Raw genomic sequence first — 25,108 nt, forward strand, 5'->3', positions numbered from 1 at the left:
GTAGCGCACGACCGTTGGTCGTGCGGCCCGGCCGCCGAACCGCTGCATGAACGCGCTGCGCCGGCGCGACACAGCGTCGCATCCGCCCCCTGCCCAACGGGGCGAAATCAGGGTAAAATGTCGCGCTTCCCCACATCTCGGGTATGCCGATGCTGCGCATCCAGGCTGAAGCACTGACTTACGACGACGTCTCGCTCGTCCCCGCCCATTCCATCATCCTGCCCAAGGATGTCACCCTGGAAACGCGCCTGACGCGCGACCTGCGGCTGAAGCTTCCGATCCTGTCGGCTGCCATGGATACCGTCACCGAAGCACGCCTGGCCATCGCCATGGCCCAGCTCGGCGGCATGGGCATCATCCACAAGAACCTGAGCGTGGACCAGCAGGCCGCCGAAGTGGCCAAGGTCAAGAAGTTCGAAGCGGGTGTCATCCGCGACCCGATCACGGTCGGCCCGGAAACCACCATCCGCGACGTGCTGGCGCTGACCCAGGCGCGCAACATCTCCGGCGTGCCGGTGGTCGATGGCGGCCAGCTGGTGGGCATCGTGACCCACCGCGACATGCGCTTTGAAACCGAGCTGGACGATCCGGTCCGCCACATCATGACCAAGAAGGATCGCCTGATCACGGTCAAGGAAGGCGCCGCGTCCGAGGAAGTGCTGCAGCTGCTGCATCGCAACCGCATCGAAAAGATCCTGGTGGTCAACGATGATTTCGCCCTGCGTGGCCTGATCACCGTGAAGGACATCCAGAAGAACACCGATTACCCCAACGCCGCCAAGGACGTCGCCACGCGCCTGCTGGTGGGTGCCGCGGTGGGCGTCGGCGGCGATACCGATCGCCGCGTCGAAGCGCTGGTCGCTGCCGGCGTGGACGTGCTGGTGGTGGACACCGCGCACGGCCATTCGCAGGGCGTGCTGGACCGCGTCAGCTGGGTCAAGAAGCACTTCCCGCAGGTGCAGGTCGTGGGTGGCAACATCTGCACCGGCGAAGCCGCACTGGCGCTGCTGGACAGCGGCGCGGACGCGGTCAAGGTCGGCATCGGCCCGGGCTCGATCTGCACCACCCGCGTGGTCGCCGGTGTCGGCGTGCCGCAGATCACCGCCATCGACCTGGTGGCCGAAGCGCTGCAGGACCGCATCCCGCTGATCGCCGACGGTGGCATCCGCTACTCCGGCGACATCGGCAAGGCGCTGGCCGCCGGTGCATCGACCATCATGATCGGCGGCCTGCTGGCCGGTACCGAGGAATCGCCCGGTGAAACCGAGCTGTTCCAGGGCCGTTCGTACAAGAGCTACCGCGGCATGGGTTCGCTGGCGGCGATGGAGAAGGGGTCCAAGGACCGCTACTTCCAGGATGCTTCCAGTGCCGACAAGCTGGTGCCCGAAGGCATCGAAGGCCGCGTGCCGTATCGCGGCCCGGTCGGCGGCATCATCCACCAGCTGATGGGCGGGCTGCGCGCCACCATGGGCTACGTGGGCTGCGGCACCATCGAAGACATGCGCAGCAAGCCGAAGTTCGTCAAGATCAGCGGCGCCGGCCAACGTGAGAGCCACGTCCATGACGTGCAGATCACCAAAGAGCCGCCGAACTACCGCGCCTGACGCGGCATGAGCGAAGAGGAACGAGGAAGCTGATTCCCGTTCCTCTTTCTCTATCTGCCATTCGTTGCCTGATTTTCGTTTCTCCGTTTTCCATCCAGCATTGCCGGGCGCCATGACCAACATCCATAACGACAAGATCCTCATCCTCGATTTCGGCGCGCAGTACACCCAGCTGATCGCGCGCCGCATCCGCGAGCTCGGCGTGTACTGCGAAATCTGGGCGTGGGACCACAACCCGGCGGACATCGCCGCGTTCGGCGCCAAGGGCATCATCCTGTCTGGCGGCCCCGAATCCACCACGCTGCCGGGTGCGCCGGCCGCGCCGCAGGAAGTGTTCGACAGCGGGCTGCCGATCTTCGGCATCTGCTATGGCATGCAGACCCTGGCCGCACAGCTCGGCGGCGCTACCGAAGCGGCCGACCAGCGCGAGTTCGGCCATGCCGAAGTCAACGTGATCCACCCCGATGCGCTGTTCAAGGGCCTGAGCGACCATGGCGGCGAGCCGAAGTTGAACGTGTGGATGAGCCACGGCGACCACGTTTCGGTGGCGCCCCCGGGCTTCACCATCACCGCCACCACCGATCGCATCCCCGTGGCCGCGATGGCCAACGAGGAGAGGCGCTGGTACGGCGTGCAGTTCCACCCGGAAGTGACCCACACCCTGCAGGGGCAGGCGCTGCTGCGTCGTTTCGTGGTGGACGTGTGCGGCTGCCAGACGCTGTGGACCGCGGCCAACATCATCGACGACCAGATCGCCCGCGTGCGCGAGCAGGTGGGCGATGACGAAGTGATCCTGGGCCTGTCCGGCGGCGTCGATTCGTCGGTCGTGGCCGCGCTGCTGCACAAGGCGATCGGCGACAAGCTGACCTGCGTGTTCGTCGACACCGGCCTGCTGCGCTGGCAGGAAGGCGACCAGGTGATGGCGATGTTCGCCGAGCACATGGGCGTCAAGGTGATCCGCGTCAACGCCGCCGACCGCTACTTCAGCAAGCTTGAAGGCGTGAGCGACCCGGAAGCCAAGCGCAAGATCATCGGCAACCTGTTCGTGGACATCTTCGACGAAGAGTCCAACAAGCTCAGCAACGCCAAGTGGCTGGCGCAGGGCACCATCTACCCCGACGTGATCGAGTCGGCCGGCAGCAAGACCGGCAAGGCCCACGTGATCAAGAGCCACCACAACGTCGGCGGCCTGCCCGAGCACATGAAGCTGGGCCTGGTGGAACCGCTGCGCGAGTTGTTCAAGGACGAAGTGCGCCGCCTCGGCGTCGAACTCGGCCTGCCGCGCAGCATGGTCTATCGCCATCCGTTCCCGGGCCCGGGCCTGGGCGTGCGCATCCTGGGCGAAGTGAAGCGTGAGTACGCCGAGTTGCTGGCCAAGGCCGATGCGATCTTCATCGATGAGCTGCGCAAGGCCGACCTGTACGACAAGACCAGCCAGGCCTTCGCGGTGTTCCTGCCGGTGAAGTCGGTGGGCGTGGTGGGCGATGCCCGCGCGTATGAGTGGGTGATCGCGCTGCGCGCGGTGGAAACCATCGACTTCATGACCGCGCACTGGGCGCACCTGCCGTATGACTTCCTGGGCACGGTGAGCAACCGGATCATCAATGAGCTGCGTGGCGTCTCGCGCGTGGTCTACGACATTTCCGGCAAGCCGCCGGCAACCATCGAGTGGGAGTAACCACCCGGTAGAGCGGGGCTCTCCCCGCTGCGCCCTGCCGAAACGGGTCATGGCCCATCGGCGCGCATCGCTGCATCCAGACAGTCGAGCGCTTCGACAAAGCGGATGGTGTCGATCAAGCGGGCCATCGGCGCCAACGCTGCAGCCAATGGATTGCCTTCTGCGTGCAGTTGATGCGTGAGGCGTTCGAATACCTCCTGGGCGTCGGCATCGTTCTCCGACAGCAGCGCGCGCAGGCGCGTCAGCAGCAGCGCCGCGGCTGGCCCGGGAGCGGCCGTTGGCACGCCAGTCACGGGAGCGTCGGCTGCTGTCCGGCGTTCATCGATGCCTGCCGACGCAATCGCGTCAAGTACCGGCAGCAGCCGCCCAACCGTCTCGGCCAGGAGGGCTTCCAGGCTGTCCGTGTCGGCGCGGTCGAGGCACGCCCTTTCCAGCCTGGCCGCCGCTTCCGCAACGCCAGTGGCGCCCACGGTTCCGGCCGTCCCTCGAAGCGTGTGGGCACGGCGCATCGTGGCTTCGGCATCGCCCTCGCGCAGGGCCCGGGTGAAATCGCCCAGAAAGCTCATGTTCTCGGTCCGGAACAGGCCCAGCAGGCGACGGTAGAACTTCACATCGTTATCGACGCCGGCCAGGCTCCGGGCGACATCAATGCCCGTGATGGCGGGGAACGCGGAAGCGGGTGGGTCGCTGACGCGGACCGCGGACGCCGCACTGAAGGCGCGGTCGGTGCCGATCCACTTTGCCATGCACGCAAACATGGCCTCCATGCGCAGGGGCTTGGCGATATGGTCGACCATTCCAGCGGCCAGGACCTTTTCGCGGTCGCCTGCCATCGCATTGGCGGTCATGGCGATGATGGGAAGGTGCTGGAACCGCGGCTGGGCGCGCAGGCGACGGGTCGCCTCGTAGCCGTCCATCACCGGCATCTGGCAGTCCATCAGCACGCCATCAAAGGTGGATTCGCGCGACAGGATGTCCAATGCTTCCTGCCCGTTGACCGCCAACGTGACCTCGATGCCGGCCTGACCAAGGAATTCGCGCGCGACCTCCTGGTTCAGTTCATTGTCCTCGACCAGCAGCACACGCGAACCCCGCAGCTGCTCGAACCGCGTTGAACCGGCTGACGCCTTGAGTTCAATGCGGTCATCGCCCACGGTGCCCGTGCCGAGTGCCTGGCCGATCGACTCAAGCAGGGTTGACGGCGTAACCGGCTTGGTCAGCACACCCTTCAGGCGCGCCCCGGTGGTCGCCGCTTCGGCAATCGCTTCGTCCCGCCCGAGGGCGGTCACCATGATGACCGCCGGTGCCTCGCCCTCGCTGAGCGACTGCAGCCTGCGGACGACTTCCACGCCGTCCATCGCCGGCATTTTCCAGTCCATCAGTACCAGGTCGTAGGCAAGCTGCTTTGCGTAGGCCTGGCGCACCATGCGCAGCCCCTGCGTGCCGTTGCGCGCGGTATCCACCTCCAGCCCGAACTGCCTGGCCATCGTCGACAGGATCTCGCGCGCCGCCGCGTTGTCGTCGACCACGAGTACGCGCAGCCCCTGCAGTTCCTCCGCCCGGAACATGCGGCGCGGGGCAGGGTCCGCCTGCAGGCCAAAGTGCGCATGGAAGTGGAAGGTGGAGCCTTGATCCGGCATGCTGTCCACCCAGATCCGGCCACCCATCAGCTCCACCAGGGTGCGCGAGATCGCCAGCCCCAGCCCGGTGCCGCCGTACCGGCGCGTTGTCGAACCGTCGGCCTGGCTGAAGGACTGGAACATGCGGGCGCATTGCTCCGGGGTCATCCCGATGCCGGTGTCCTTCACCCAGAAGTGCAGCGCGATACCGTCCTCGGTGCGGGCCGCGGTTTCAATGCCCAGGATCACTTCGCCACGCTCGGTGAACTTGAGCGCGTTGCTGCACAGGTTCAGCAGCACCTGGCCAAGACGAAGCGCGTCGCCGACCAGCGCCGTAGGGACGTCCGCAGCGCAGCTGAACAGAAGTTCGAGCCCTTTATCCTCCGCCTTCATCGACACCAGATTGGCTACGTGGTCGAGTACGTCCTCCAGCCGGAAGTCGAGGCGCTCCATCCCCATCTTGCCGGCCTCGATCTTGGAGAAGTCCAGGATGTCGTTGATGATGCCCAGCAGCGCTTCGGCAGAGCGGTTCACCTTTTCGATGTAGTTTCGCTGCCGTGGCGCGAGTTCGGTCTGCAGCGCAAGGTGGGACATGCCGATGATGGCGTTCATCGGCGTACGTATCTCGTGGCTCATGTTCGCCAGGAATTCGCTCTTGGCGCGGGTCGCTTCTTCGGCTGCTTCCTTGGCCCGAAGCGTCTCATTCTCCAGCTGCCTGCGCTCGGTCACGTCCTGGTGGATGCCGACCAGGCGCACGGCGCGTCCGCTGTGGTCACGTTCGGTGGCGCGACCCAACGAGTGGATCCAGCGCCACGCGCCCGAACGGTCCCGCATGCGGAAATGGGCGTCGAAGTCGTCGGCCTCGGGGTCGTTGATGCAATGGTCGAACTGTCGATGGACCTCGACGCTGTCATCCGGATGCAGCATCGCGTTCCACGCTTTCGCCGCTCCACCGGCACTGCTCAGCTCATCCAAGGTGTATCCCAGCATCTGCGCCCATATCGTGTTGACCTCGCTGGTGCCCGTGGCCACGTCCCAGTCCCACAGGCCAAGGTTGCCGCCGCGCAGGGCGAAGCCCAGCCGTTGCTCGGTGGCACGCAGGCGGGTGACATCGCGCACTGCCGCGCATACGCAGACCCCGCCGCCCCCGAACGCGGGAAGCCGCGACAGGCCCACGTCGATCGGGAATGTGCTGCCGTCCCGGCGTCGCCCCGACAGTTCGTTGTTGCGCACCGCCATGGAACGCATGCCGCCGGCCTGCATGAAACCGTCTCGCAGTCCGGGATGGGCCGCGCGCACGGCATCGGGCACCAGCGTTTCGATAAGCTTGCCGTGCAGCTCGCCAGTGGCATAGCCGAACATGCGCTCGAGTTGAGGGTTGACCATGGTGATGCGGCCGTCCGCGCCGGCCACCAGCAACCCATCGGGGGAGGAATCGAAGATGCCCCGGTACCATGCTTCGGTCGCCTGGATCGCATCCTTCTGTGCGGCCAATTCGGTGGACTGGATTTCCAGTTCCGAGGCCTGGGCCCGGGTTTCCTCAAGCAGCAGCTGGGTATGCTCGGCGCGTTGCATGATCTCCAGATTGCCCGCCAGCGCAGGCAAGGCGGCCTCGAGCAACGCCTGCCGCGCAGGGCTGGGTAGGTCGAGGCTGGCGACTTCGAGTACGCCGAGCAGTCGGGCACCCCGGATCAGTGGGATCACGCTTACGGACCTTGCCGCCGCGCTGCCCAGCGCGGAGCCGATGCGCAGGTAGTCGGCGGGCGGATCGGTAAGGAGGATCGGCGCTCTGCTTGCCGCGCACTGGCTGACCAGGCCCTCGCCCAGGCGGATCTGGCCCGGCGGGGCGTCATGGCCATCGTTGGCGAAGCCCGAGAGCAGGCGCAGCCTGTTATGCACTTCGTCATGGAGGTACAGGGCACCCCGGCCGACGCCGAGCAGGGGCGCCATGAAGGCAAAGAAGACCTTGGCGAGTTCCTGGGTACTCGTCGCGGACTGCAGTTCGGCCGACAAGGCGGCCGACGATGCATTGACCCAACGCTGGTCTTCCAGCTCACGCGCAGCCACCTGAAGGACGGCAACGGCGCGGGCGAGGGCGCCCATGTCATTGGGATATGCGGTATGCGGTACCTCGTGCTGGAGGTCCCCGCCCGCAATGCGCTCCACCGCCTTCCTCAGCTCGACTGCGGGGATGCCGATCGAGCGCGTGATCAGCCAGGCGAAGATCGTGCTGAACACACCACCCAGGAGCAGGATCGTCCACACCCACCGCTTCGTATCAACGGCCAGTGCCTGCACCTTCTGCAACGACAGCCGCGCGCCTTCTTCCTTGGTCGTGGCGACCGCTTCCATGGCGTTGGCTACCGCATCCCCCATATCGGCGAACTGCGGGCTCGATGCTTGAGCACGCGCTTCCTGGAGCCTGCCTTGGCGCGCCAGTTGGAGTACGGCGGTCATGTTCCGCCGGTAGGTGGCGTAGTCCCGCTCGAACGCCGCCAGGTGCGCACGGTTGATGTCGCGGAAGACACGCTGGTGCAGCTGGTCCAGCTCTCGCTGCAGCTGCGCGTGCTCGCGTTCGATCTGCTGTGACGCCAAGGCCTGCAGCGACGGATCGGCGGTGAGCAGCGCCTGGCGCAGGTGGCGACCCATGGTCGCGTAGTGGAACTGCACGGCGCGCGCGTTGGAGACCCCCTGCAGGTCTTTTTCGTACATGCGCTGGATTTCAGCGCTGAACCTGCCCAGCGCGTGGACGCCGAGGATGCCCAGCCCCACGGCCAGCAAGAGCATGACGGCGAAGGCCGCCGACAGTTTGTGGCCCAGTGACGCACCCTGCAGGTAGCGGCTCAGGGCGTTCATCGCGAAGTGTCCTCGAACTGACGGGATATCCGCTCCAGCTCGGGGAGCAGCCCGAGAAAAGCATCCAGGATGTCAGGGTCGAAATGCCTGCCGCGGCCCTCACGCATGATCGCGACCGCTTCTTCCTGGGACATGGCCTTCTTGTAGACCCGACGGCTGAGCAGCGCGTCATACACATCCGCGACCGCCATGATCCGCGCCGACAACGGGATCGCCTCGCCTGCAAGCCCCTGCGGATACCCGCTGCCGTCCCATTTCTCCTGGTGCCCGTAAGCGATTTCCTTTGCGTACGCCAGGAACTCCACCGGCATGCCGAGCGCGTCTTCTGCGTGCTGAATCGCGTCGCGCCCCAGCGTGGTGTGGGTCTTCATGATCTCGAACTCGTGGGGTTCGAACGGGCCGGGCTTGAGCAGGATGCTGTCCGGAATGCCCACCTTGCCGATGTCATGCAGGGGGGCGGACTTGAACAGACTGTCGATGGTGGCGTCATCCAGCTGCGAACGAAAGCGCGGGTGATTCTGGAGCGCAGTGGCCAGGGCACGGACATAATGCTGGGTGCGGCGGATGTGATTGCCGGTTTCGTTGTCGCGCGTTTCGGCGAGCGACGCGAGGGCATGGATGGTGACGTCCTGGATCGCGGTCAGCTCGCGCGTGCGTCGCTGCACCTCGTCTTCAAGGAATGCGTTCTGGTCCCGCAGGAAATCGGCTGCTGCCTTGGCCTGCAGTTGCGTGGCGACACGGGCGATCAGGACCGGCGGGTTGATCGGCTTGGTGATGAAGTCCGCCGCCCCGAGTTCCAGGCCTTTCTTTTCATCTTCGGGTTCGGCCATTGCCGTGAGGAAGATGATCGGGATGTGCCGGGTCACCGGTGATGCCTTCAGTGCCCTGCAGACATCATGTCCTGAAAGGCCGGGCATCATGACGTCCAGCAGGATCAGGTCGGGAAGCGGTTCGGTGCCAGCGGCCTCGAGGCCTGCCTCGCCGGAGTTGACCATCCTGATTCGATAACGCGACTTCAGCAGGCCGGAGATCAGCCAGAGGTTCTCGGGCGAATCGTCGACCGCAAGTATGGTCGGGCGGGAAGCGGCTTCCGTAACGGTATCCATTCCCTTACCCCCGGTTCATTTTCGGCACTATCCTCCAGCCAACGGGACACGTGCAAGCGGTCTTGATCAGTAGGCTACCAACTAGTAGGATGAGGAATGGTTCACGACCTCTCCCCCAAAGCCGCCGAAATCGTCGCCCATGCCCGGACGCTGCTGGAGGCGGGCGGCTACAACGGCTTCAGCTATGCGGATATCTCGGCCAGGGTGAGCATCAGCAAGGCCAGCATCCATCACCATTTCCCCAGCAAGGCCGAGCTGGTTCGCACGGTGGTAGCGCTGTACCGCGCCGAGGCCCGCGAGGGCCTGGCCATGCTGGACCGGCAGTTGGATGATCCGCTGAAAGAGCTCAATGCCTACGTCGACTACTGGTCCAGCTGCATCGCCGGTGGCACGGCCTCGTTCTGCATCTGCGCCATGCTGGCGGCGGAGTCGCCGATGATTCCGCCGGAAATTGCCGAAGAAGTGCGCGGGCATTTCGAGGATCTCAGTGGCTGGCTGACCGCCACCTTGGAGAAGGGGGTAGCGCAGGGGCAGTTCCAGCTGCAGGGCGCCCCTTCGGATGAGGCCAAGGCCTTCATGGCCTCCGTGCACGGGGCGATGCTGGCCGCGCGTGGGTTTGGTGATGCGCAGACGTTCGCAGCCCTGGCGCGGCTGTCGGTTGCGCGGGTGACTGCACAGCGTTGAATCGTTTTTCGTAAGCCCGCCTTGTGCGGGCTTTTTCATGACCGTCCAGCCTACCTACTAGTAGGTTTAATCGAGGATTGCTCCCATGACGCACCCGCTCTCCGCACTCGGTGTACTGCATACCGCCATCAGCCTCATCCCGGTGTTCGCCGGTCTGTACGGCTTCGTACGCCATCGGAAAATCGACCCCGCCACCGGGGCCGGAAGGCTTTATCTGGTCGGCCTGGTGCTTGCTGTGGCGACCTCGTTTACCGTCTCCAGCACCGGTGGTCTCAACCCCGGCCACGCCTTCGGCATCGTGGTGCTGCTGGTGGCGTTCGGCGGGGTGCTGGTGAACCGGCTCGGCTTCCTGGGGCGACTCCGACCGTATCTGTCCGCGTTCGCGCTGTCCTTCAGTTTCCTGCTCGGGTTGGTGCCTGCCGTCAATGAATCGCTGACCCGCCTGCCGGTGTCGCATCCGCTGGCCGCCGCACCGATGGCGCCGGTAGTGCTGCAGACCCTGCTGGGTTGCTTTGTCGTGTTCCTCATCGGCATCGCCGCGCAGGGCTGGATGATCCATGCGCGCAACAGGCGCATGGAGTGACGTGCAGCCGGGCAGGGCCCGGCTCTACCAGACTGCTTCCAGCGTCCGGAACGGCTTGCTGATCAGAACCCCTTTCGCATCAAAGTCCTGCACATCCCGCCCATCCACCCGCACCTGGCTGGGCCGCGTGCGCGAAGGCCACCACACCCGGACCGCGGCGTCGTTCCGCAGGCCCTTGCCCAACGTCACCTTGAGCGTGTTCCCACGCTGCACCGCATCCATCTGCAGCGTCCCGAACGCCGTTGGCAACCGCTCCACGGCCAACCCGTCGCCCACCAGCCACGACGGCGGCGTACCCGGCAGCAGCGACAGCGCATCGTCGTCTTCGCGCATCAACATGCCGAACAACGTGCGCCCGTACTCGGCACCAATCCACGTGTGCGGCATGTCGCCCAGGTATCGCGGGAAGCGCAGCCGTGAGTGGACGACTTCCGCCAGCACCTGCCATTCCAGCGGCCGGCGGTCGCGCAGCAGGCCCTGCAGCAGTTCGTCTGCGGCGTCGGGCTGGTCCAGGTGCACGTAGCTGAGCACGTTGCGGATTTCGTAGGGGGTGTAGGCATACAGCGCGTCGGGCTGGTTGCGCTTGCGCACGTCTTCCAGATAGCGCGCGAAGGTGGTGCGCAGGGCCTGCTTGGGCAGCACGTCCTGCGCCCCGGTGGGGTCCAGCGCGATTGAAACGCCGGTAGGGTCGCCATCACCCAGGTCGGCGGAGGAGGGGATGAAGTCGATGCCCTTCCACGCCATGGTGGCGCGGATCGAAGCGGCCAGCGCGTCGTGCAGCAAGCGGTACTGTTCGCGCGCCCACGCGGCGGTTTCGTGATCACCCAGCGATTCGGCCAGCCACGCGCCGTCATGCCAGCCCTTCAGGCCCCAGTAGTCGTCCCAGTAACTGTGGGTCGGCGAGGGGTAGCCTTCGTGACTGATCGACGGTGCCAGGATGCCGGCGAACCGCTCCGGCGCGGGCTGGCTGGCCATGTAGCCGGGTACCAGCGTGCGCTCGCGCAGCTCCTGCAGGAAGTGCAGGGCTGCTTTCACCTTCGGCAGGTAGGTGCGCACCGATTCCGGGCCACCGTCCAGACGCGCGACATCGGCCACCAGCGCGACGTATTGGCCCTGGCTGTCGTATTCGATGTCCGAACCGAAGCCGGTGTTGACGCTGCCGTCGTTGTTGAGGATCGGCGAGACCAGGCCGTTGGCGTGCACGCCATGCTCGGTGTACCAGTCCAGGTAGCCGCGCGCGATCCGTGATTCGCCCATGCGCAGCAGCACTGCCGAGGTGGCCATGCCGTCGCGGATGAAGGAGCGGTTGTAGTTGCGCGGCCCCGGTTGCATCGCCGGGCCGGTCTGGTTGATCAGCATGTACGCCGCCTGGGCGCGCAGCATATCCACCAGCGAAGGGTCGGGCAGGCGCAGGCCGACCTGGCCCAGCCGCGTCTGCCAATCTCCGGACACGCGGGTGGCAAGGCTGTCGTAAATCGCATCGGGATCGCGGCTATTGACGCCGAATGCGATCGGCAGCGGCTCCGGAAGCGCGCCGTCGCTGTTGGCAGCCGCGGTACCCAGCGGGAACGCGACCACGACCGACTGGCTGGCACCCGGGGCGAGGTCGATGCGGTAGGCGAGGGCGGCCGCTGCCAAGCCATCCGGGTCATCGGCGTGTTGCGCCTTGGGCAGTTCGCCTCGCGCCACCGCAGCGGTGATCTCGGTACTGCCATCGGGGCCGAACGGCGCCACGCCTGACGCATCCACCGGCGTCAGCGAATGCAGCAGGGAACGTCCGTTGACCCGCACCGTGGTGCCGTCGATGGCCACCGAACGGATCAGCGAGAGGCCTCCGTTCTGCCACGGCGGATTCATCTGCATCGGGCGCGTCACCAGCGAAAGGCTGCCGGCGATGGGCGCAGTGCCCACGTTGCGCAGGCGGTGGCGCACCAGCGTGACCGGTTGCCCGCCCAGCTCCACGGCGAAGGCCTCACTCTTCAATTCCAGGCCGGGTTGCGGTTTCCATGTCACCGACGGCATCGGCTTCCAACCGTCGCGCAGCGCGTGCTGCACTGGCTGGTCGGCGGCGCCGGCGGCGGTGCCATCGGCATTGCGCCAGATCGGCTGTACCAACGGTGCGCCTTTGAAAGCCTCGATGTTGCCGTACTCGTCGAAGATCGATTTCTGCAGGCCACCGTGCACGCCCACGGCGGTCCAGTAGGTCTGCTGCAGGTGCAGGGATGCCGGAAACAGGGCCTGCTGCGCGCCGTTGGCCGCGTTCTGGTAGCGCTTCATCGGGGTCATCACTGCCGCCGGGCCCAGCAGGCGCAGGCGCGCGATCTTCGGTGCATCACCCTGCGCCTGCAGGCGCAGCGCCTGTGCCGTTACCGGTGCGCTGCCAGCTAGCCAGCTCTGCTGCCGGCTGCCGGCCTGCGGGTCGTGCGCGAGTTCGCTCCAGCGGCCCTGTGCATCCTTTACCTGAAGGCGCGCGCCGCCGTGTGCGCCTGCCCAGTCCACTGCCAACCCGGTGGTGGAGAGGGCCCTCGGCAGGGCGATCTCCAATACGCGGCTGCCGTCTTTCCCGGCGGGAACGGCAACGGCGCTGCCGCCTTGCCACACGGCCGCTGCCTGGGTCGCGTCCAATCCGGGGATGCGTGCTGTCGCGCGCTGGTCGAGCGGCTCGAGTTCGAAGATGGACACGCCCCAGTCCGAGGTCCGCTCAGGGCTGGCCAGCCGCAGGTAGCGGGCCTGGTGCGGCGCGAAGTAGAGGGTTTCGATGCCGCCAAGCGAATCGCGCATGGTGTAAGCGGTCTGCCACTGCCTCCCATCCAGCGATGTCTGCAGGCTGTAGCCCTCCGGGTTTGAGACGTCCCAGGTGAGGCGCGCGCCGCTGAGCGTGCTGGGTTTTCCCAGATCCACCTGGAACCAGTGGCCCGGGCTGAATGCTCCCCCGGTGACGGTCTTGGGATCGCCGTCGATGAGGTGGCTGACCGCCATGGCCGGGACTTGCTGGGAGGAACTGCTGGCACGCCACTGACCACGGTCAGGGAGGTCCTGGGCGAAACAGGCTGAGGCAAACGCGAGGCCAAGCACGGGAAGCAGCACCATGCGCCGACGTACATACACACCCATCAAGACAACCCTCTTGCTACGGCCTCGCCAGTGAGGCGGGCCAACCGTAGCAGCGGTTGTAATCGGTTACATGACGCATTGCAGTATGGCGTTCCCCGGATGCGCCCCAGCAGGCCGGGTTGACGGATTGTCAGGTGCCGCAGGCCCCGACTTGACGAGGTGCCCGTTCAGCAACCCTGCCCAACTCCCCACACTGGATCCCGATGTCACGGCGGCCTGGCTGATGACGCAAACGACCACTTACGGGGAAAACCAGATGATCAGCATTCCTGTTTCAGACACCTCGCACGCCCGCCTGTCCCGCGTTTCGCGCTGGCTGTGCAGCATCGGCTACGCCTTCCTTGCAGTGTTCTTTGCCTGGTCGGCGCTGAGCGGACACCGCCAGGCCGAAGCCATCCTCAAGGATGCGGTGACCGTGCAGGCACCGGTGCAGGTCGACCACATCGAGGAAAAGCGCCGCAAGGGGCGGGTGTCCTACCAGTACCACTTCCGCTACGACTTCAGCGTTGATGGCGTTGAGTACACCGGCCACTTCTCCACCTCCGAGGACAACGCCACGCCGTACCTGGGCGAAGCGCCGCAGGTCGACGTGGCTTACGCACGCAGCAACCCCGCGCAGTTCGATCGGCTTGATCGGCTCGAAGGCCAGAAAGGGCTGGGTTCGGTACTGGGCCGGGTGATCGTGGCGCTGGGCATGCTGGCGATCCTGGCCTTCGTGGTGCACCTGCTGGTGACGCGCAAGCTGTTCGTGCGCCAGGGCCCTGCGCTTCCTGCGGTCTGAGCCGGCGGCAGGCAGGGGAGCGCAGGCATGGTTGACAGTCCATACGGTCACGGTAGGGTGTGCGACTCTCTTCCGTTCTGGTCGTTTCCCATGCCTGCCCCTGAGTTCGCGGACCTGCTGTCTCGACACATGCGGCGGATCCGGGCCAGTGCCGGCGGCGTGGCCGCCGAGATCGGCATCAGCCGCGAGGCGGTCAACAACTGGCGGGCCGGCACCTCGCGGCCCAGCCGCCGGCACCGCGACCGGGTACTGGCCTGCGCCAATTACCTGCGCCTGACCGAAACCGAATGCAATGCATTGCTGCAGTCGGTGGGGTTCGAGCCGGAATTCCCGGTGGAGCCGGTATCGGCACCGGAAGAGCAGGCCGATCCCGCCGTTTCAGTGCCGCCCACCGTCACCCGGTTGTTCGACCGGCTGCAGTTGCTGCGTCCGTATCCGGTGAGCCTGCTGTTGACCCAGGCCCATTGGGGACAGCCCCCGGAGCGCGCGGCGATTCTCGCTGAAGCAGCCACGCGCTATGGGCAGGCGCGCGTGCTGCACCTGCAGCCGCCGTTCCGCTCCGGCGAGGGCGACCAGGACTACTTTGCCTTGCTGGCCGCGCAGTGCGGGCTGGACGGCGTTGGCTCGGACGCCAGTTTCGAGATGGCGCTGGCGCGTCGGCTGCAGCAGCCCGGTGCGCTGTTCTGCCTGGTGAGCCGGTTCGAGCAGGGGGAGTCCGGGCCACGCGACGTGCTGGCCGGCATCCTGCGCAGCCTCAGCGAAATGTACAGCGGCAAGCTGCACCTGCTGATCTGTGGCGGGGCCGCGCTGGCCGACCTGAAGTACCAGGGCGGCGATCTTTCGCTGCTCAACATTGCGGCCAGCGAGAGCTGGCCGGAGCTGGGAATCGAGGATATGCGGCGCAGTGCCCCTGGCATTGGCGATGACACGCTGTCGCGCGCGCTGCGGTTGTCCGGCGGGCATCCGCTGTTGGCGCAGGCGGCGTTGACGTTGCTCGTTGACACTACTGTCGACGATGAGGCAGTCACCGATACGCTGTCCAGCCATCCGCGCCTGTGGGAAGCGCTGGTACCGCTGTTGCGGGATGACGCGGCGCGTGCCGCCGTGCAGGGCTGGCTGGCACAGCCGGTGGTGGCGCCGGCGCGGCCGTACCTGGCCGATCCGCTGCTCCGGCACCTGTACTGGAACAACCTGCTGACCGCGCGCCCGCACCCGCAGGGGCACTGCCTGGAATGGCGCTGCGAGGCGATCCGCCGCGCCGTGCGGCAGGTGATCGATGGCATGCAGGTGCAGACCGCATGAGCAGGCCACCGCGCCGGCAGCCGGTACTGCGCTGGTGGTGGCTGCTGCTGGTGGCCGGCCTGACCTGGTTCGTCGGCAGCTACCTGTTCGTGCCCTGGCTCAACCCGGTGCAGCTGCTGCGCATGCAGCGCGACGGCGAAAGCATGATGCTCATGCAGCGGGCGAACATCGACATGATGTTCCTGCGCGAAGAGGCGTTGTCGTATTGGCTGCAGCATGAAAGCTGGCCGCAGCAGGTGCACGTGCCGGGCGTGCATGATCCGGAAGAAACGCTGGTAGTTGCCGAACTGCCGCAGCCGTTCGTGCTGCGCCTGCGCTTCACCGACCGCTTCCCGGCCAACAGCGGACTGCGCGGTGCGGTGATCGAGCAGACGCTGGAGCCGCGCACCCAGTACTGGCGTTGCCGCCCTGGCGATCCTGCGCCACCGTCACGCTGGTTGCCGGCCAACTGCCGGGCACAGGCACCGTGGGGCATCGTGCAGTGGCTGTCGGTGGTGCTGGGGCTGTCGGTGCTGGGCCTCGCCGGGCTTGGCATGCTCTGGTACTGGGTGCGACCGGCGGTGGCCGACATCGTGCGCGAGCCACACCGGCTGCTTGCCCAGCCGTTGCAGGCATTGCCCGCCATCGACCGCCAATTGGGATGGCTGCGGCTCAGAGATCGCGTCCTGGCCGGTGCCGGGATCGCCACGGTGCGCTGGCGCGACGCGCTGCGCCACCTGCAGGCCACGCCAAGCACACGCGCATTGCAGCTGGCCGCGCGCATCGGTGCGATCGATGCGCCGGCAACGGGCTGGTCGCTCACCGGCCTGGTGCGCGAATGGACCCTGCCGGACAAGCTGCCGTTGGCCCTGGAACGGCTGTGGCTGTACCAGCCCGATCCGGCGTTGGCGGCCGATGCCATCGTGCAGCAGTTGCGCGCCATGCCCAACGGGCAGGACGTGGTGCTGGTGGTGAGCCCATCGCTGGCGGTCGAGGCCGAACTGGCTGCCTACGCCGAGGATCCGGCCAACCTGTGCGTGTGCCTTGGCCAGGCCGCCCAGACCCGCTGGCTGCTGCAGCCGGGCGCGCTCGACGCGCTGGTCGGGCTGCTGGCCCGGCAGCTCCGGGTGACCCGCATCTCGCCCTACCAGACCCACGGCGGCATCACCCGTCCGGCGGCCTTCTTTGGACGCGAGTCGCTGCTGGCGCGCGTGCTCAACCGCGAGCCCGGCAACTACCTGTTGGTGGGCGGTCGGCAGCTGGGCAAGACAAGTTTGATGAAGGCCATCGAGCGACGCTTTGTCGGCCACCCGCGCGTGCACTGTGTGTATCTGTCGCTGCGAGATCATCGGCTGACAATGCGGCTGGCGCTGGAACTGGGCCTGGCCGAGGACACCGGGATCGATGCGCTGGTCGCCGAGTTGTCCGCGCGGGCAGCGGGGCGCGGCCTGCTGCTGCTGATCGACGAGACCGACCTGTTCCTGCGCGCGGAAGCGGCACAGGGTTACCCGCAGCTGGCGGCGCTGCGTGCGCTGAGCGAAGAGGGACGCTGCCACTTCATGCTGGCCGGGTTCTGGGACCTGTACGAAGCGGTCACCCTGGATTTCGCATCGCCGCTGCGCAACTTCGGCGAGGTGATCCATATCGGCGGGCTGGAACAGGACGCCTGCGTGGCCTTGGCGACCGAACCGATGGCGCGCCTGGGCGTGCACTTTGCCAGCCCGGACCTGCCGCAGCGGCTGGTGGCGGCGTGTGGTCGCCGCGCCAACCTGGTCGCCATTGCCTGCCAACAGCTGCTGGGCCAGCTGGACCGTGGCCAGCGCGTACTGGATGCAACGCAGGTACACGCGGCGCTGGTGAGCGAGCCGATGTTCGATGCATTGGCCGGCTGGGCGCGGCTGAGTCCCGATCCCCTGGCGTGCCGTATCGACCGCATCGTGGTGTACCAGGTCGCCGGTGCGCAGCTGGTCGGCAGCGGCGAGCGTGGCATCACCCTGGTGGAACTATTGGCTGCATTCGATGCGGCGGGCGCGCGGGTCGATCCGGAGCAGGTCCGCCACGCCCTGGCACGGTTGCAGCTGGCGTATGTGGTCCGCCGTGACGCCGATGGGTTGCCCTACGTGTTTGCGGTGCCGGTGTTCGTTACCCAGTTCCAGCGTGAAGAAGTGCAGGCACTGCTGCAGCGCGAACTGCAGGCGCTGGCGGCGGGCGCGGCGGTATGACTCCCTCTTCGTGACGCATTTCCCTGTGTGTATCGACGCGATTCTGGGATAGTGGTGCGATGTTCGTGCGCCACGGCGGAGTTGATGCTGCATCCACAGGATTTGTCTTCGTCGCAGATCGGCGCCGTGCTGGCCCAGGCCTACGGCCTGCAGGTCAGCCATGTCGTGCAACGGCCGGCGGGTGCCGATGCGGGCGCCACGGTGTACCAGGTGACCTCCGATGACGGCACGCGCTGGTGGTTGAAGTGCCGCCGCTATGCCGTGGCCGATGCCGTGTGGGAGGTCATGCAGCATTTGCGCTGCGCGCTCGGCCTGGACGAGGTGGTGGCCCCGCAGCCCGCGCTTGATGGTGCCCCGGCCACGTACGCCGAGGGCCTGCAGTGGACGCTGTTTGCCTATGTGGAGGGCGAGTCGGGGTTCGAAGTGGCCCTGTCGCAGGCGCAGTGGCACCGGCTGGGCCAGGTGTTGCGCCAGGTGCATGACACCGCGTTGCCGGCCCGGTTGGCGTCCGGTCTTGCGCAACCGGGTTTCGACGATGACACCGCGGTGGAGCGGGTAGGTTCGTGGCTGCAGCGCGGTGATGAGCGTTGGCCCATTCCCGATGCCCTGGCAGAGGAGTACCGGCGGGTCTGGCGGCAGCGGCAGGCGCGGGTGGTCGAGGTCTGGCAGCACTGCATGGCGCTGCGTGAGCGCCTTGCCGGGCAGCGCTGGTCACGGGGGTTGTGCCATGGCGACCTGCACGCCGGCAATCTGTTGCTGCGCGCCGATGGCGGGCTGCACCTGATCGACTGGGACGACATGGTGCTGGCGCCGCGCGAGCGCGACCTGATGTTCGTCGGCGCAGGCGTGGGCGGTCGCTGGGGACGCGATGATCCGCCGCGGTTCCGCGAAGGCTATGGCGCGGTGGCGTTGGATCCGGTCCGGCTGGCGTACTACCGCCACTGGCGGATCCTGCACGACCTGCAGGAGTTTCACGACCTGCTGCTGGAGCCGGGTGCGGCCTCGCGTCCGCCCAGCCAGCGCCGCCAGGCGTTGCGTTTCATGGAGGAGCAGTTCGCGCCGGGCAACGTGATCGACGCGGCTGCCCGCAGTTGGGCTGCCGTGGCGTAGCGCGGGTCGCCGACCGTGCTTACTCGCCCGGCTTGGCGCCGGCCGTGGCGGCTTCGGATGCCGCGCGCCGCACCAGTACCGCCTCGCGGTGCGCGATGTAGGCATTGGCGGCAAGAATGATGCCCGCCCCGATGACGGTCCAGCGGTCCAGCGTTTCATTGAACAGCAGCCAGCCCAGCAGGCTGACCAGCGGCAGCTGCATGAAGCTGATCGGGGTCAGCGCCGAGACTTCGCCCAACCGCAACGCGCGGGTCCATAACAGCTGGCCCAACGTGCCCAGCACGCCGGTAGCGGCCAGCCAGGCCCACGCAACGCCGCTGGGCCATACCCAGCCGAACAGGGCAGGCACCAGCGACAGCGGTACCCAGAACACGTAGGTGTAGAACACCACGGTGTCGGCCCCGTCCACGCGGGTCAGCTGCTTGATCTGGATGGCAACCAGCGAACTCAGCACGGCGGCCAGCACCGCCACCAGCACGCCCGGGCTGAAGGTGGCGGCGCCGGGGCGAACGATGATCAGAACCCCGATGAAGCCACAGACCACGGCCGCCCAACGGCGCGCGCGTACCTTCTCGCCAAGGAACAGCACGGCTGCGATGGTGACGAACAGGGGCGTGGAGTACGACAGCGAGATCGCCTGCGACATCGGCAGGTGGCCGATGGCCCAGAACGCACAGAGCATCGAGGCCAGCCCGATCAGGCTGCGCACGAAATAGCGGGGCAACTGTGTCGTGCGGAACGGCGAGCTGCCCGGGCGCAACAGGAACGGCAGCAGCGCCAGCAGGCCGAACGCGTTGCGGAAGAACGCCACTTCCTGGGTGGGCACGTAGCGGGTGGCATAGCGGATCGCCACGGCCATCAACCCGAAGGCCAGGGTACTGCCCAGCATCAGCAGCGCCGCACGCATCGGTGTCGGCGCGGGAAGGGCAAGCTGGACGGTCACCACTGTGCGCCGATCAGGCGCGGCTCCGGTTCGATGGGAACGCCGAATTTCTCCAGCACCGAGGCGGAAATGCGCCGCGCCAGCGCGAGCAGTTCGGCACCGGTGGCGTCGCCGTGGTTGACCAGCACCAGGGCATGCTGGGGCGCCACGCCGGCATCGCCTTCGCGGAAGCCCTTCCAGCCGCAGGCTTCGATCATCCAGGCGGCCGAGAGCTTGCGCCGGTCGTCCTGGTCGGCCGGGTACACCGGCAGGCCGGGGAAGTGCTGCAGCAGCACCTCCACCTGTTCCAGCGGCAGCACCGGGTTCTTGAAGAAGCTGCCGGCATTGCCCAGCACATCCGGGTCGGGCAGCTTGCGCCGGCGGATGGCGATCACCGCATTGGCCACGTCGGCGGCCACCGGCAGCTCCACGCCCATCGCCTGCATTTCCTCGGCAATGCCTGCATAGCCCAGGCGCAGGGCATGCAACAGAGGCAGACGCAGTTCGATGGCGCTGATCAGGTAGCGGTCCGCATCGTGCTTGAAGACGCTGTCGCGATAGCTGAAGGCGCACGCGTCGGCATCCAGCCGCACCCATTCGTTGTTCTGGCGGTCCCACGCTTCCACCGCCTGGATGAACTCATCGACCTGCACGCCATAGGCGCCGATGTTCTGGATCGGGGCCGCACCGGCCGTGCCGGGAATCAGCGCCAGGTTCTCCAGCCCGGACAGGCCGTTCTGCAGCGACCACATCACCAGCCCATGCCAGTTCACGCCGGCGCCGGCACGCACCACGGTGTGGTCGGCGCGGTGTTCCAGCACTTCGATCGAGCGGTTGGCGAATACCAGTACGGTGCCGGGCACGTCGTCGGCGATCAGCACGTTGCTGCCGCTGCCCAGTACCAGCAGCGGGTGGCCGGCGACCTGGGGCAGGGCCAGCACATCGGGCAGCAGGGCCGCGTCGTGCAGCTCCAGCAGCTGCTCGGCAACCGCGTCGACGTGGAAGGTGTTGAGCGCCTTCAGGGAGGCGTTTTCGGTCAGTGACCAGGCAGGCATTGCAGTACTCATAGGGGGGCCACCGCGCCACGGCTCGGTGCTTCGCGGCGTCGGCGGATCGCCTCCACGCAGTCGTGCACCAGCGCCGGGCCGCGGAAGATCAGGCCGCTGTAGCACTGCACCAGCGCGGCGCCAGCAGCCATCTTGGCCACGGCATCGGCACCGGACAGGATGCCGCCGACGCCGATCAACGGGGTGGATTCGGGCAGGCGCGCGCGCAGGCGGCGCAGCACCAGGGTGGACTGGCCCAGCAGCGGCGCACCGGATAGGCCGCCGGCTTCGCTGGCATGCTGGTCGGCGGCAACCGAACTGCGGTCAATGGTGGTGTTGGTGGCGATCACTCCGTCCACCTTCAATTCGCCCAGCACGCGCGCTGCGGCATCGATGTCGCGGTCGCTCAGGTCCGGGGCGACCTTGACCAGCATCGGAACGCGCTTGCCATGCTTGGCCGCCAGCGCTTCCTGGCTTTCGCGCAGCTGCGAGACCAGCTGGCGCAGCGCGGTTTCTTCCTGCAGTTCACGCAGGCCGGCGGTGTTGGGCGAAGAGATGTTGACGGTGATGTAATCGGCCAGCGGGTACACTTTCTGCAGGCAGTGCTGGTAATCGTCGAACGCCTGCTCGTTGGGAGTGTCCTTGTTCTTGCCGATGTTGATGCCAAGCAGGCCACTGCGGCGCTGCGCGCGTTCAACATTGCGCACCAGTGCATCCACGCCGAGGTTGTTGAAACCCATGCGGTTGATGATCGCTTGGTGGGCGGGCAGCCGGAACAGGCGCGGCTTGGGATTGCCTTCCTGCGGCCGCGGCGTGATGGTGCCGATCTCCACGAACCCGAAGCCCAGCGCGAACAGCGCGTCGATGTGCTCGCCGTTCTTGTCCAGGCCGGCGCCCAGGCCGACCGGGTTGGGGAAGTTCAGCCCGAACACGTTGGTCGGCAACGGGGCCGGGCGGCGTGCCAGCAGCGGCGTGGTGCCGGTACGGTAGGCGAGGTCCAGCGCACTCAGGCCCAGGCCATGGGCGCGTTCGGCGTCCAGGGAAAACAGGAAGGGTCGGGCAAGCGAGTACATGGCGTCCAGTCAGTCCAGCGTGCCGATGAAGGCACGGGTTTGGTATTCAAAAGCGATTTTGCCATCGACCGCGTGCGCATCGAACAGCTGCTGCAGCGCCTCCAGCATGGGGGCGTGGCGCGGGTGGCCCGGCGGCGGGGCATAGGACGACGACAGCAGGCGGCCACGCAGGCCGTCGGCATCCATGTACTGCGCGTTCGGGAACCGGGCGGTGCCGCGCAGGCCCGGGCCGAACCACGCGCGCATGGCATCGTCGTCCTGGTAGCGCTCGGCCACCTGGGTGTAATCGGTACCGAACTCCAGCAGCAGTTGTTCGTAGCCGACCAGGAACGGCGAGGCGTCGAGCAGGCGCGAGTTCCAGAACACCAGCGCAAGGCCCTGCGGGTGCAGGATGCGCTTCCATTCCGTGCGCACCGCATCGGTGTCGAACCAGTGGAAGGCCTGCGCCGCTGCGACCAGGCCGACGCTGTCGTCGGCCAGCGTGGTGGCTTCGGCGGTGCCGTCCACCAGCTTCAGGCGCAGGTACTCGGCGGCCAGCAGCTTCTCGGCCGCCTCGCGCATCGGCGCATTGGGTTCCACCGCGATCACCGGATGCCCGGTGGCCAGGAACAGGCGTGTGGAGATGCCGGTGCCGGCGCCGATGTCGGCGACCAGGGTTTCGGTGGGCACGCCCATCTCGCCATGCACCCAGTCCAGCAGCGCCGGTGGGTAGTCGGGACGGTAGCGGACGTAATCCGCTACGCGGTTGCTGAAACGTCCGGTTGCGTCCGATCCGCTCATGGGCACCTCACGATTGCAGGGAGACGAACCAGGCCAGCCCGCCGAAGAACAGCACGATGGCCAGCAGCGCCAGCAGGCTGCCGATCACCACCACCCAGCCCATGATCAGGCCGGCCAATGCCAGTCCATCGCCTTCCAGTTCCAGCGGGCGGCGGCGGATTTCGGCGCGGGCCATGTGCCCGGTGACGATGGCGACCACGCTGCCCAGGAAGGGAAGGGCGGTCCAGCCGAGGATGCCGGCGATCAGGCTGATCAGGGCCATGGCGCTGGTCTGGCGGGGCGGGAGGCTCATGCGGCTCCTGGGGGAAGGTGGGACAAGGGAATCATAGGGCCAGCGACGGGTTTATCCCATCAGGACCTGGCCGCCATCGACATTCAAGGTATGCCCGGTGATCCAGCGGGCCATCGGCGAGCACAGGAACAGGGCGGCATCGGCGATTTCCTGCGGCTGCCCGAAGCGGCCGAACGGGATCCTGGCCAGGGTGCCGTGGTAGAGGTCGGGGTCCTGCTCGCGCCGGCGTGCCCACAGCCCGTCCTCGAACTCGATCGAGCCCGGGGCAATGGCATTCACCCGGATCCGGTGCGGGGCGAGCGCCAGCGCCTGCGAGGTGGTGTAGTGCATCAGTGCGGCCTTGGCGGCGCCATACGGGGCGGCGCCGGGGCGCGGCTGCTGGGCGGCGATCGAGGCCAGGTTGAGGATGCAGGCCTCGGCCGACTGCTTCAGCCAGGGCAGGGCGAGGCGGGAGGCACGCACCGCCGACATCAGGTCGACGCCGAGGCTGGCTTCCCAGCCGGCTTCATCGTCGGTCATGCCGTAGCCGGTGGCGTTGTTGATCAGCACATCGATACCGCCGAGGGCATCGGCGGCACTGGCCAGCCAGTGCTCGATATCGGCCAGGCGTGAAAGATCGGCCACCGCGGTGTGCAGCGACAGTCCCTGGGCAGCGGCGTCATCGCGCAGTGCGGCCAGGCCGGGTTCGCCGCGGGCGCACACCGAGACACGGGCACCGGCAGCGGCAAAGGCCAGCGCCATCGCGCGGCCGATGCCTTTGCTGCCACCGGCCACCAGTACGCGGCGGCCGGTGTAATCCAGGCTGGGGCATTCAACCATCACAGGTCGAACTTGATGCCCTGGGCCAGCGGCAGCGAATCGGAGTAGTTGATGGTGTTGGTCTGTCGGCGCATGTAGACCTTCCATGCATCCGAACCGGACTCACGGCCACCGCCGGTGTCCTTCTCGCCGCCGAACGCGCCGCCGATTTCCGCACCGGAGGTGCCGATGTTGACGTTGGCGATGCCGCAGTCCGAACCGGCTGCCGACAGGAAACGCTCGGCCACCTTCAGGTTCTGGGTGAAGATCGACGAAGACAGGCCCTGCGGCACGCCGTTCTGCATGTCGATGGCTTCGTCCAGGGTGCCGTACTTCATCACGTACAGGATCGGCGCGAAGGTTTCGTGCTGCACCACTTCGTCGCTGTTCTTCAGCCCGGTGACAATGGCCGGCAGCACGAAGTTGCCGGCGCGGTCGATGCGGGTACCGCCGGTTTCGATGGTGCCGCCGCTGGCCTTGGCCTTTTCGATCGAGGCCAGGAACTGCTGCACGGCGCTGTCGCTGTTGAGCGGGCCCATCAGGTTGGCCGCATCGGTCGGATCGCCGATCTTGCCCTCCACCTGCTTGTACGCCTTGACCAGCGTGGCCAGCACGTTGTCGTAGATGGATTCATGCACGATCAGGCGGCGCGTGGTGGTGCAGCGCTGGCCGGCAGTGCCGACCGCACCAAATACGATGCCCGGGATGGCCAGCTTCAGGTCCGCGCTCTCGTCCAGGATGATGGCGTTGTTGCCGCCCAGTTCCAGCAGGCAGCGGCCCAGGCGGTGGGCAACCTTTTCGGCGACCTGGCGGCCGACCTGGGTCGAACCGGTGAAGCTGATCAGCGGCACGCGCTTGTCGGCCACCAGCTTCTGCGACAGCTCGGTGCCGGCGTCGTTGACCAGGAAGAAGATGTCCGGGAAGCCGGCGCCACGCAGCGCTTCGTTGCAGATGCGCATGGACGCGATGGCGGTCAGCGGCGTCTTGTTGGACGGCTTCCACAGGCACACATCACCGCAGATCGCGGCCAGGAACGAGTTCCATGCCCACACGGCGACCGGGAAGTTGAACGCGCTGATGATGCCGACCAGGCCCAGCGGCTGGTACTGCTCGTACATGCGGTGGCCGGGGCGCTCGGAATGCATGGTGTAGCCGTACAGCATGCGGCTCTGGCCCACGGCGAAGTCGGCGATGTCGATCATCTCCTGCACTTCACCGTCGCCTTCCGGCTTGCTCTTGCCCATTTCCAGCGCAACCAGCGAACCCAGCGCATCCTTGTTGGCGCGCAGCGCTTCGCCGCACAGGCGAACGGCTTCGCCACGGCGCGGGGCCGGGGTGGTGCGCCACACCTTGAAGGCTTCCTGGGCACGGGCCACGATGGTTTCGTAGTCGGCGTCGGTGGTGGCGTGCACCTGGGCGATGGCCTCGCCGGTGGTCGGGTTGACCGAGGTGATCACGCCCGCGCTGGTGGCCGACGACCACTCGCCGTTGCCGAGGTAGGTGCCAGCGTTGGTCGCGTCGAGGCCGAGCGCCTTGAGCAGGTCAGAGGACATGCAAAC

18 protein-coding genes are annotated in these 25,108 nt (G+C 67.0%); 8 read left to right on the top strand and 10 right to left on the bottom strand.

Annotated elements, in window-relative coordinates; translation table 11 throughout:
- Nucleotides 1-149 precede the first annotated feature (149 nt).
- Nucleotides 150-1,604, top strand: coding sequence for an IMP dehydrogenase (guaB, locus tag BAY15_RS08825; RefSeq protein ID WP_068854633.1), 1,455 nt, complete (start codon nt 150-152; stop codon nt 1,602-1,604).
- 112 nt (nt 1,605-1,716) lie between these two features.
- Nucleotides 1,717-3,282, top strand: a complete 1,566-nt coding sequence (gene guaA / locus BAY15_RS08830) for a glutamine-hydrolyzing GMP synthase (protein ID WP_068851336.1) — start codon at nt 1,717-1,719, stop codon at nt 3,280-3,282.
- A gap of 47 nt (nt 3,283-3,329) precedes the next feature.
- Here the strand turns inward: guaA and BAY15_RS08835 are convergent, their stop codons facing one another.
- A complete protein-coding gene (locus BAY15_RS08835) occupies nt 3,330-7,757 on the bottom strand; it encodes a response regulator (protein WP_068851339.1) in 4,428 nt (1,475 codons plus the stop codon).
- Nucleotides 7,754-8,863, bottom strand: coding sequence for a response regulator (locus BAY15_RS08840; protein WP_068851342.1), 1,110 nt, complete (start codon nt 8,861-8,863; stop codon nt 7,754-7,756). The genes BAY15_RS08835 and BAY15_RS08840 overlap by 4 nt, the downstream gene beginning before the upstream one ends.
- Before the next feature lie 96 nt (nt 8,864-8,959).
- On the opposite strand from BAY15_RS08840, the gene BAY15_RS08845 reads away from it, so the two are divergent.
- Together BAY15_RS08845 and BAY15_RS08850 are read left to right on the top strand one after the other, a co-directional pair.
- Nucleotides 8,960-9,547, top strand: coding sequence for a TetR/AcrR family transcriptional regulator (locus BAY15_RS08845; protein ID WP_068851345.1), 588 nt, complete (start codon nt 8,960-8,962; stop codon nt 9,545-9,547).
- An 85-nt stretch (nt 9,548-9,632) separates the two neighbouring features.
- Entirely contained in the window at nt 9,633-10,130 is a 498-nt protein-coding gene (locus BAY15_RS08850; RefSeq protein ID WP_068851348.1) for a hypothetical protein, read from the top strand.
- A gap of 24 nt (nt 10,131-10,154) precedes the next feature.
- Here BAY15_RS08850 and BAY15_RS08855 read toward each other — a convergent pair whose 3' ends face one another.
- Nucleotides 10,155-13,244: a discoidin domain-containing protein gene (locus BAY15_RS08855; protein WP_068851350.1), complete on the bottom strand. Its 3,090-nt coding sequence runs from the start codon at nt 13,242-13,244 to the stop codon at nt 10,155-10,157.
- A 256-nt stretch (nt 13,245-13,500) separates the two neighbouring features.
- Here BAY15_RS08855 and BAY15_RS08860 point away from each other — a divergent pair, with 256 nt between their 5' ends.
- The 4 genes from BAY15_RS08860 to BAY15_RS08875 all read left to right on the top strand — a co-directional run bounded on the left by BAY15_RS08860 (nt 13,501) and on the right by BAY15_RS08875 (nt 18,638).
- Nucleotides 13,501-14,025, top strand: a complete 525-nt coding sequence (locus BAY15_RS08860; protein WP_068851353.1) for a DUF3592 domain-containing protein — start codon at nt 13,501-13,503, stop codon at nt 14,023-14,025.
- 90 nt (nt 14,026-14,115) lie between these two features.
- Nucleotides 14,116-15,327: a helix-turn-helix domain-containing protein gene (locus BAY15_RS08865; protein ID WP_068851356.1), complete on the top strand. Its 1,212-nt coding sequence runs from the start codon at nt 14,116-14,118 to the stop codon at nt 15,325-15,327.
- Complete coding sequence (locus BAY15_RS08870) at nt 15,324-17,528, top strand: ATP-binding protein (protein ID WP_068851358.1); 2,205 nt, start codon at nt 15,324-15,326, stop codon at nt 17,526-17,528. Before BAY15_RS08865 ends, BAY15_RS08870 begins: the two co-directional genes overlap by 4 nt.
- Before the next feature lie 84 nt (nt 17,529-17,612).
- Entirely contained in the window at nt 17,613-18,638 is a 1,026-nt protein-coding gene (locus BAY15_RS08875) for a phosphotransferase enzyme family protein (RefSeq protein ID WP_068851361.1), read from the top strand.
- Between the two features lie 19 nt (nt 18,639-18,657).
- On the opposite strand, the gene BAY15_RS08880 is transcribed toward BAY15_RS08875, so the two are convergent.
- Genes BAY15_RS08880 through amaB form a run of 7 tightly spaced genes read right to left on the bottom strand, consistent with a single transcriptional unit; the run spans nt 18,658 to nt 25,102 of the window.
- Nucleotides 18,658-19,545: a DMT family transporter gene (locus tag BAY15_RS08880; protein WP_068851364.1), complete on the bottom strand. Its 888-nt coding sequence runs from the start codon at nt 19,543-19,545 to the stop codon at nt 18,658-18,660.
- Between the two features lie 32 nt (nt 19,546-19,577).
- Nucleotides 19,578-20,627: a UDP-N-acetylmuramate dehydrogenase gene (gene murB / locus BAY15_RS08885; protein WP_068851367.1), complete on the bottom strand. Its 1,050-nt coding sequence runs from the start codon at nt 20,625-20,627 to the stop codon at nt 19,578-19,580.
- Nucleotides 20,624-21,679: a quinone-dependent dihydroorotate dehydrogenase gene (locus BAY15_RS08890; protein WP_068851370.1), complete on the bottom strand. Its 1,056-nt coding sequence runs from the start codon at nt 21,677-21,679 to the stop codon at nt 20,624-20,626. Before BAY15_RS08890 ends, murB begins: the two co-directional genes overlap by 4 nt.
- Before the next feature lie 9 nt (nt 21,680-21,688).
- On the bottom strand, nt 21,689-22,459 hold the full coding sequence (locus BAY15_RS08895; RefSeq protein WP_068851373.1) for a class I SAM-dependent methyltransferase: 771 nt from the start codon (nt 22,457-22,459) through the stop codon (nt 21,689-21,691).
- A 7-nt stretch (nt 22,460-22,466) separates the two neighbouring features.
- Nucleotides 22,467-22,751 (bottom strand): DUF4190 domain-containing protein, encoded by a 285-nt coding sequence (locus BAY15_RS08900; RefSeq protein ID WP_068851376.1) that lies wholly within the window; start codon nt 22,749-22,751, stop codon nt 22,467-22,469.
- A 51-nt stretch (nt 22,752-22,802) separates the two neighbouring features.
- Nucleotides 22,803-23,570: an SDR family NAD(P)-dependent oxidoreductase gene (locus BAY15_RS08905; RefSeq protein ID WP_068851379.1), complete on the bottom strand. Its 768-nt coding sequence runs from the start codon at nt 23,568-23,570 to the stop codon at nt 22,803-22,805.
- Nucleotides 23,570-25,102 (bottom strand): L-piperidine-6-carboxylate dehydrogenase, encoded by a 1,533-nt coding sequence (amaB, locus tag BAY15_RS08910; protein ID WP_068851381.1) that lies wholly within the window; start codon nt 25,100-25,102, stop codon nt 23,570-23,572. The genes BAY15_RS08905 and amaB overlap by 1 nt, the downstream gene beginning before the upstream one ends.
- Nucleotides 25,103-25,108 lie beyond the last annotated feature (6 nt).

This window comes from Stenotrophomonas rhizophila, from assembly GCF_001704155.1.
GTDB classification, from domain to species: domain Bacteria; phylum Pseudomonadota; class Gammaproteobacteria; order Xanthomonadales; family Xanthomonadaceae; genus Stenotrophomonas; species Stenotrophomonas rhizophila_A.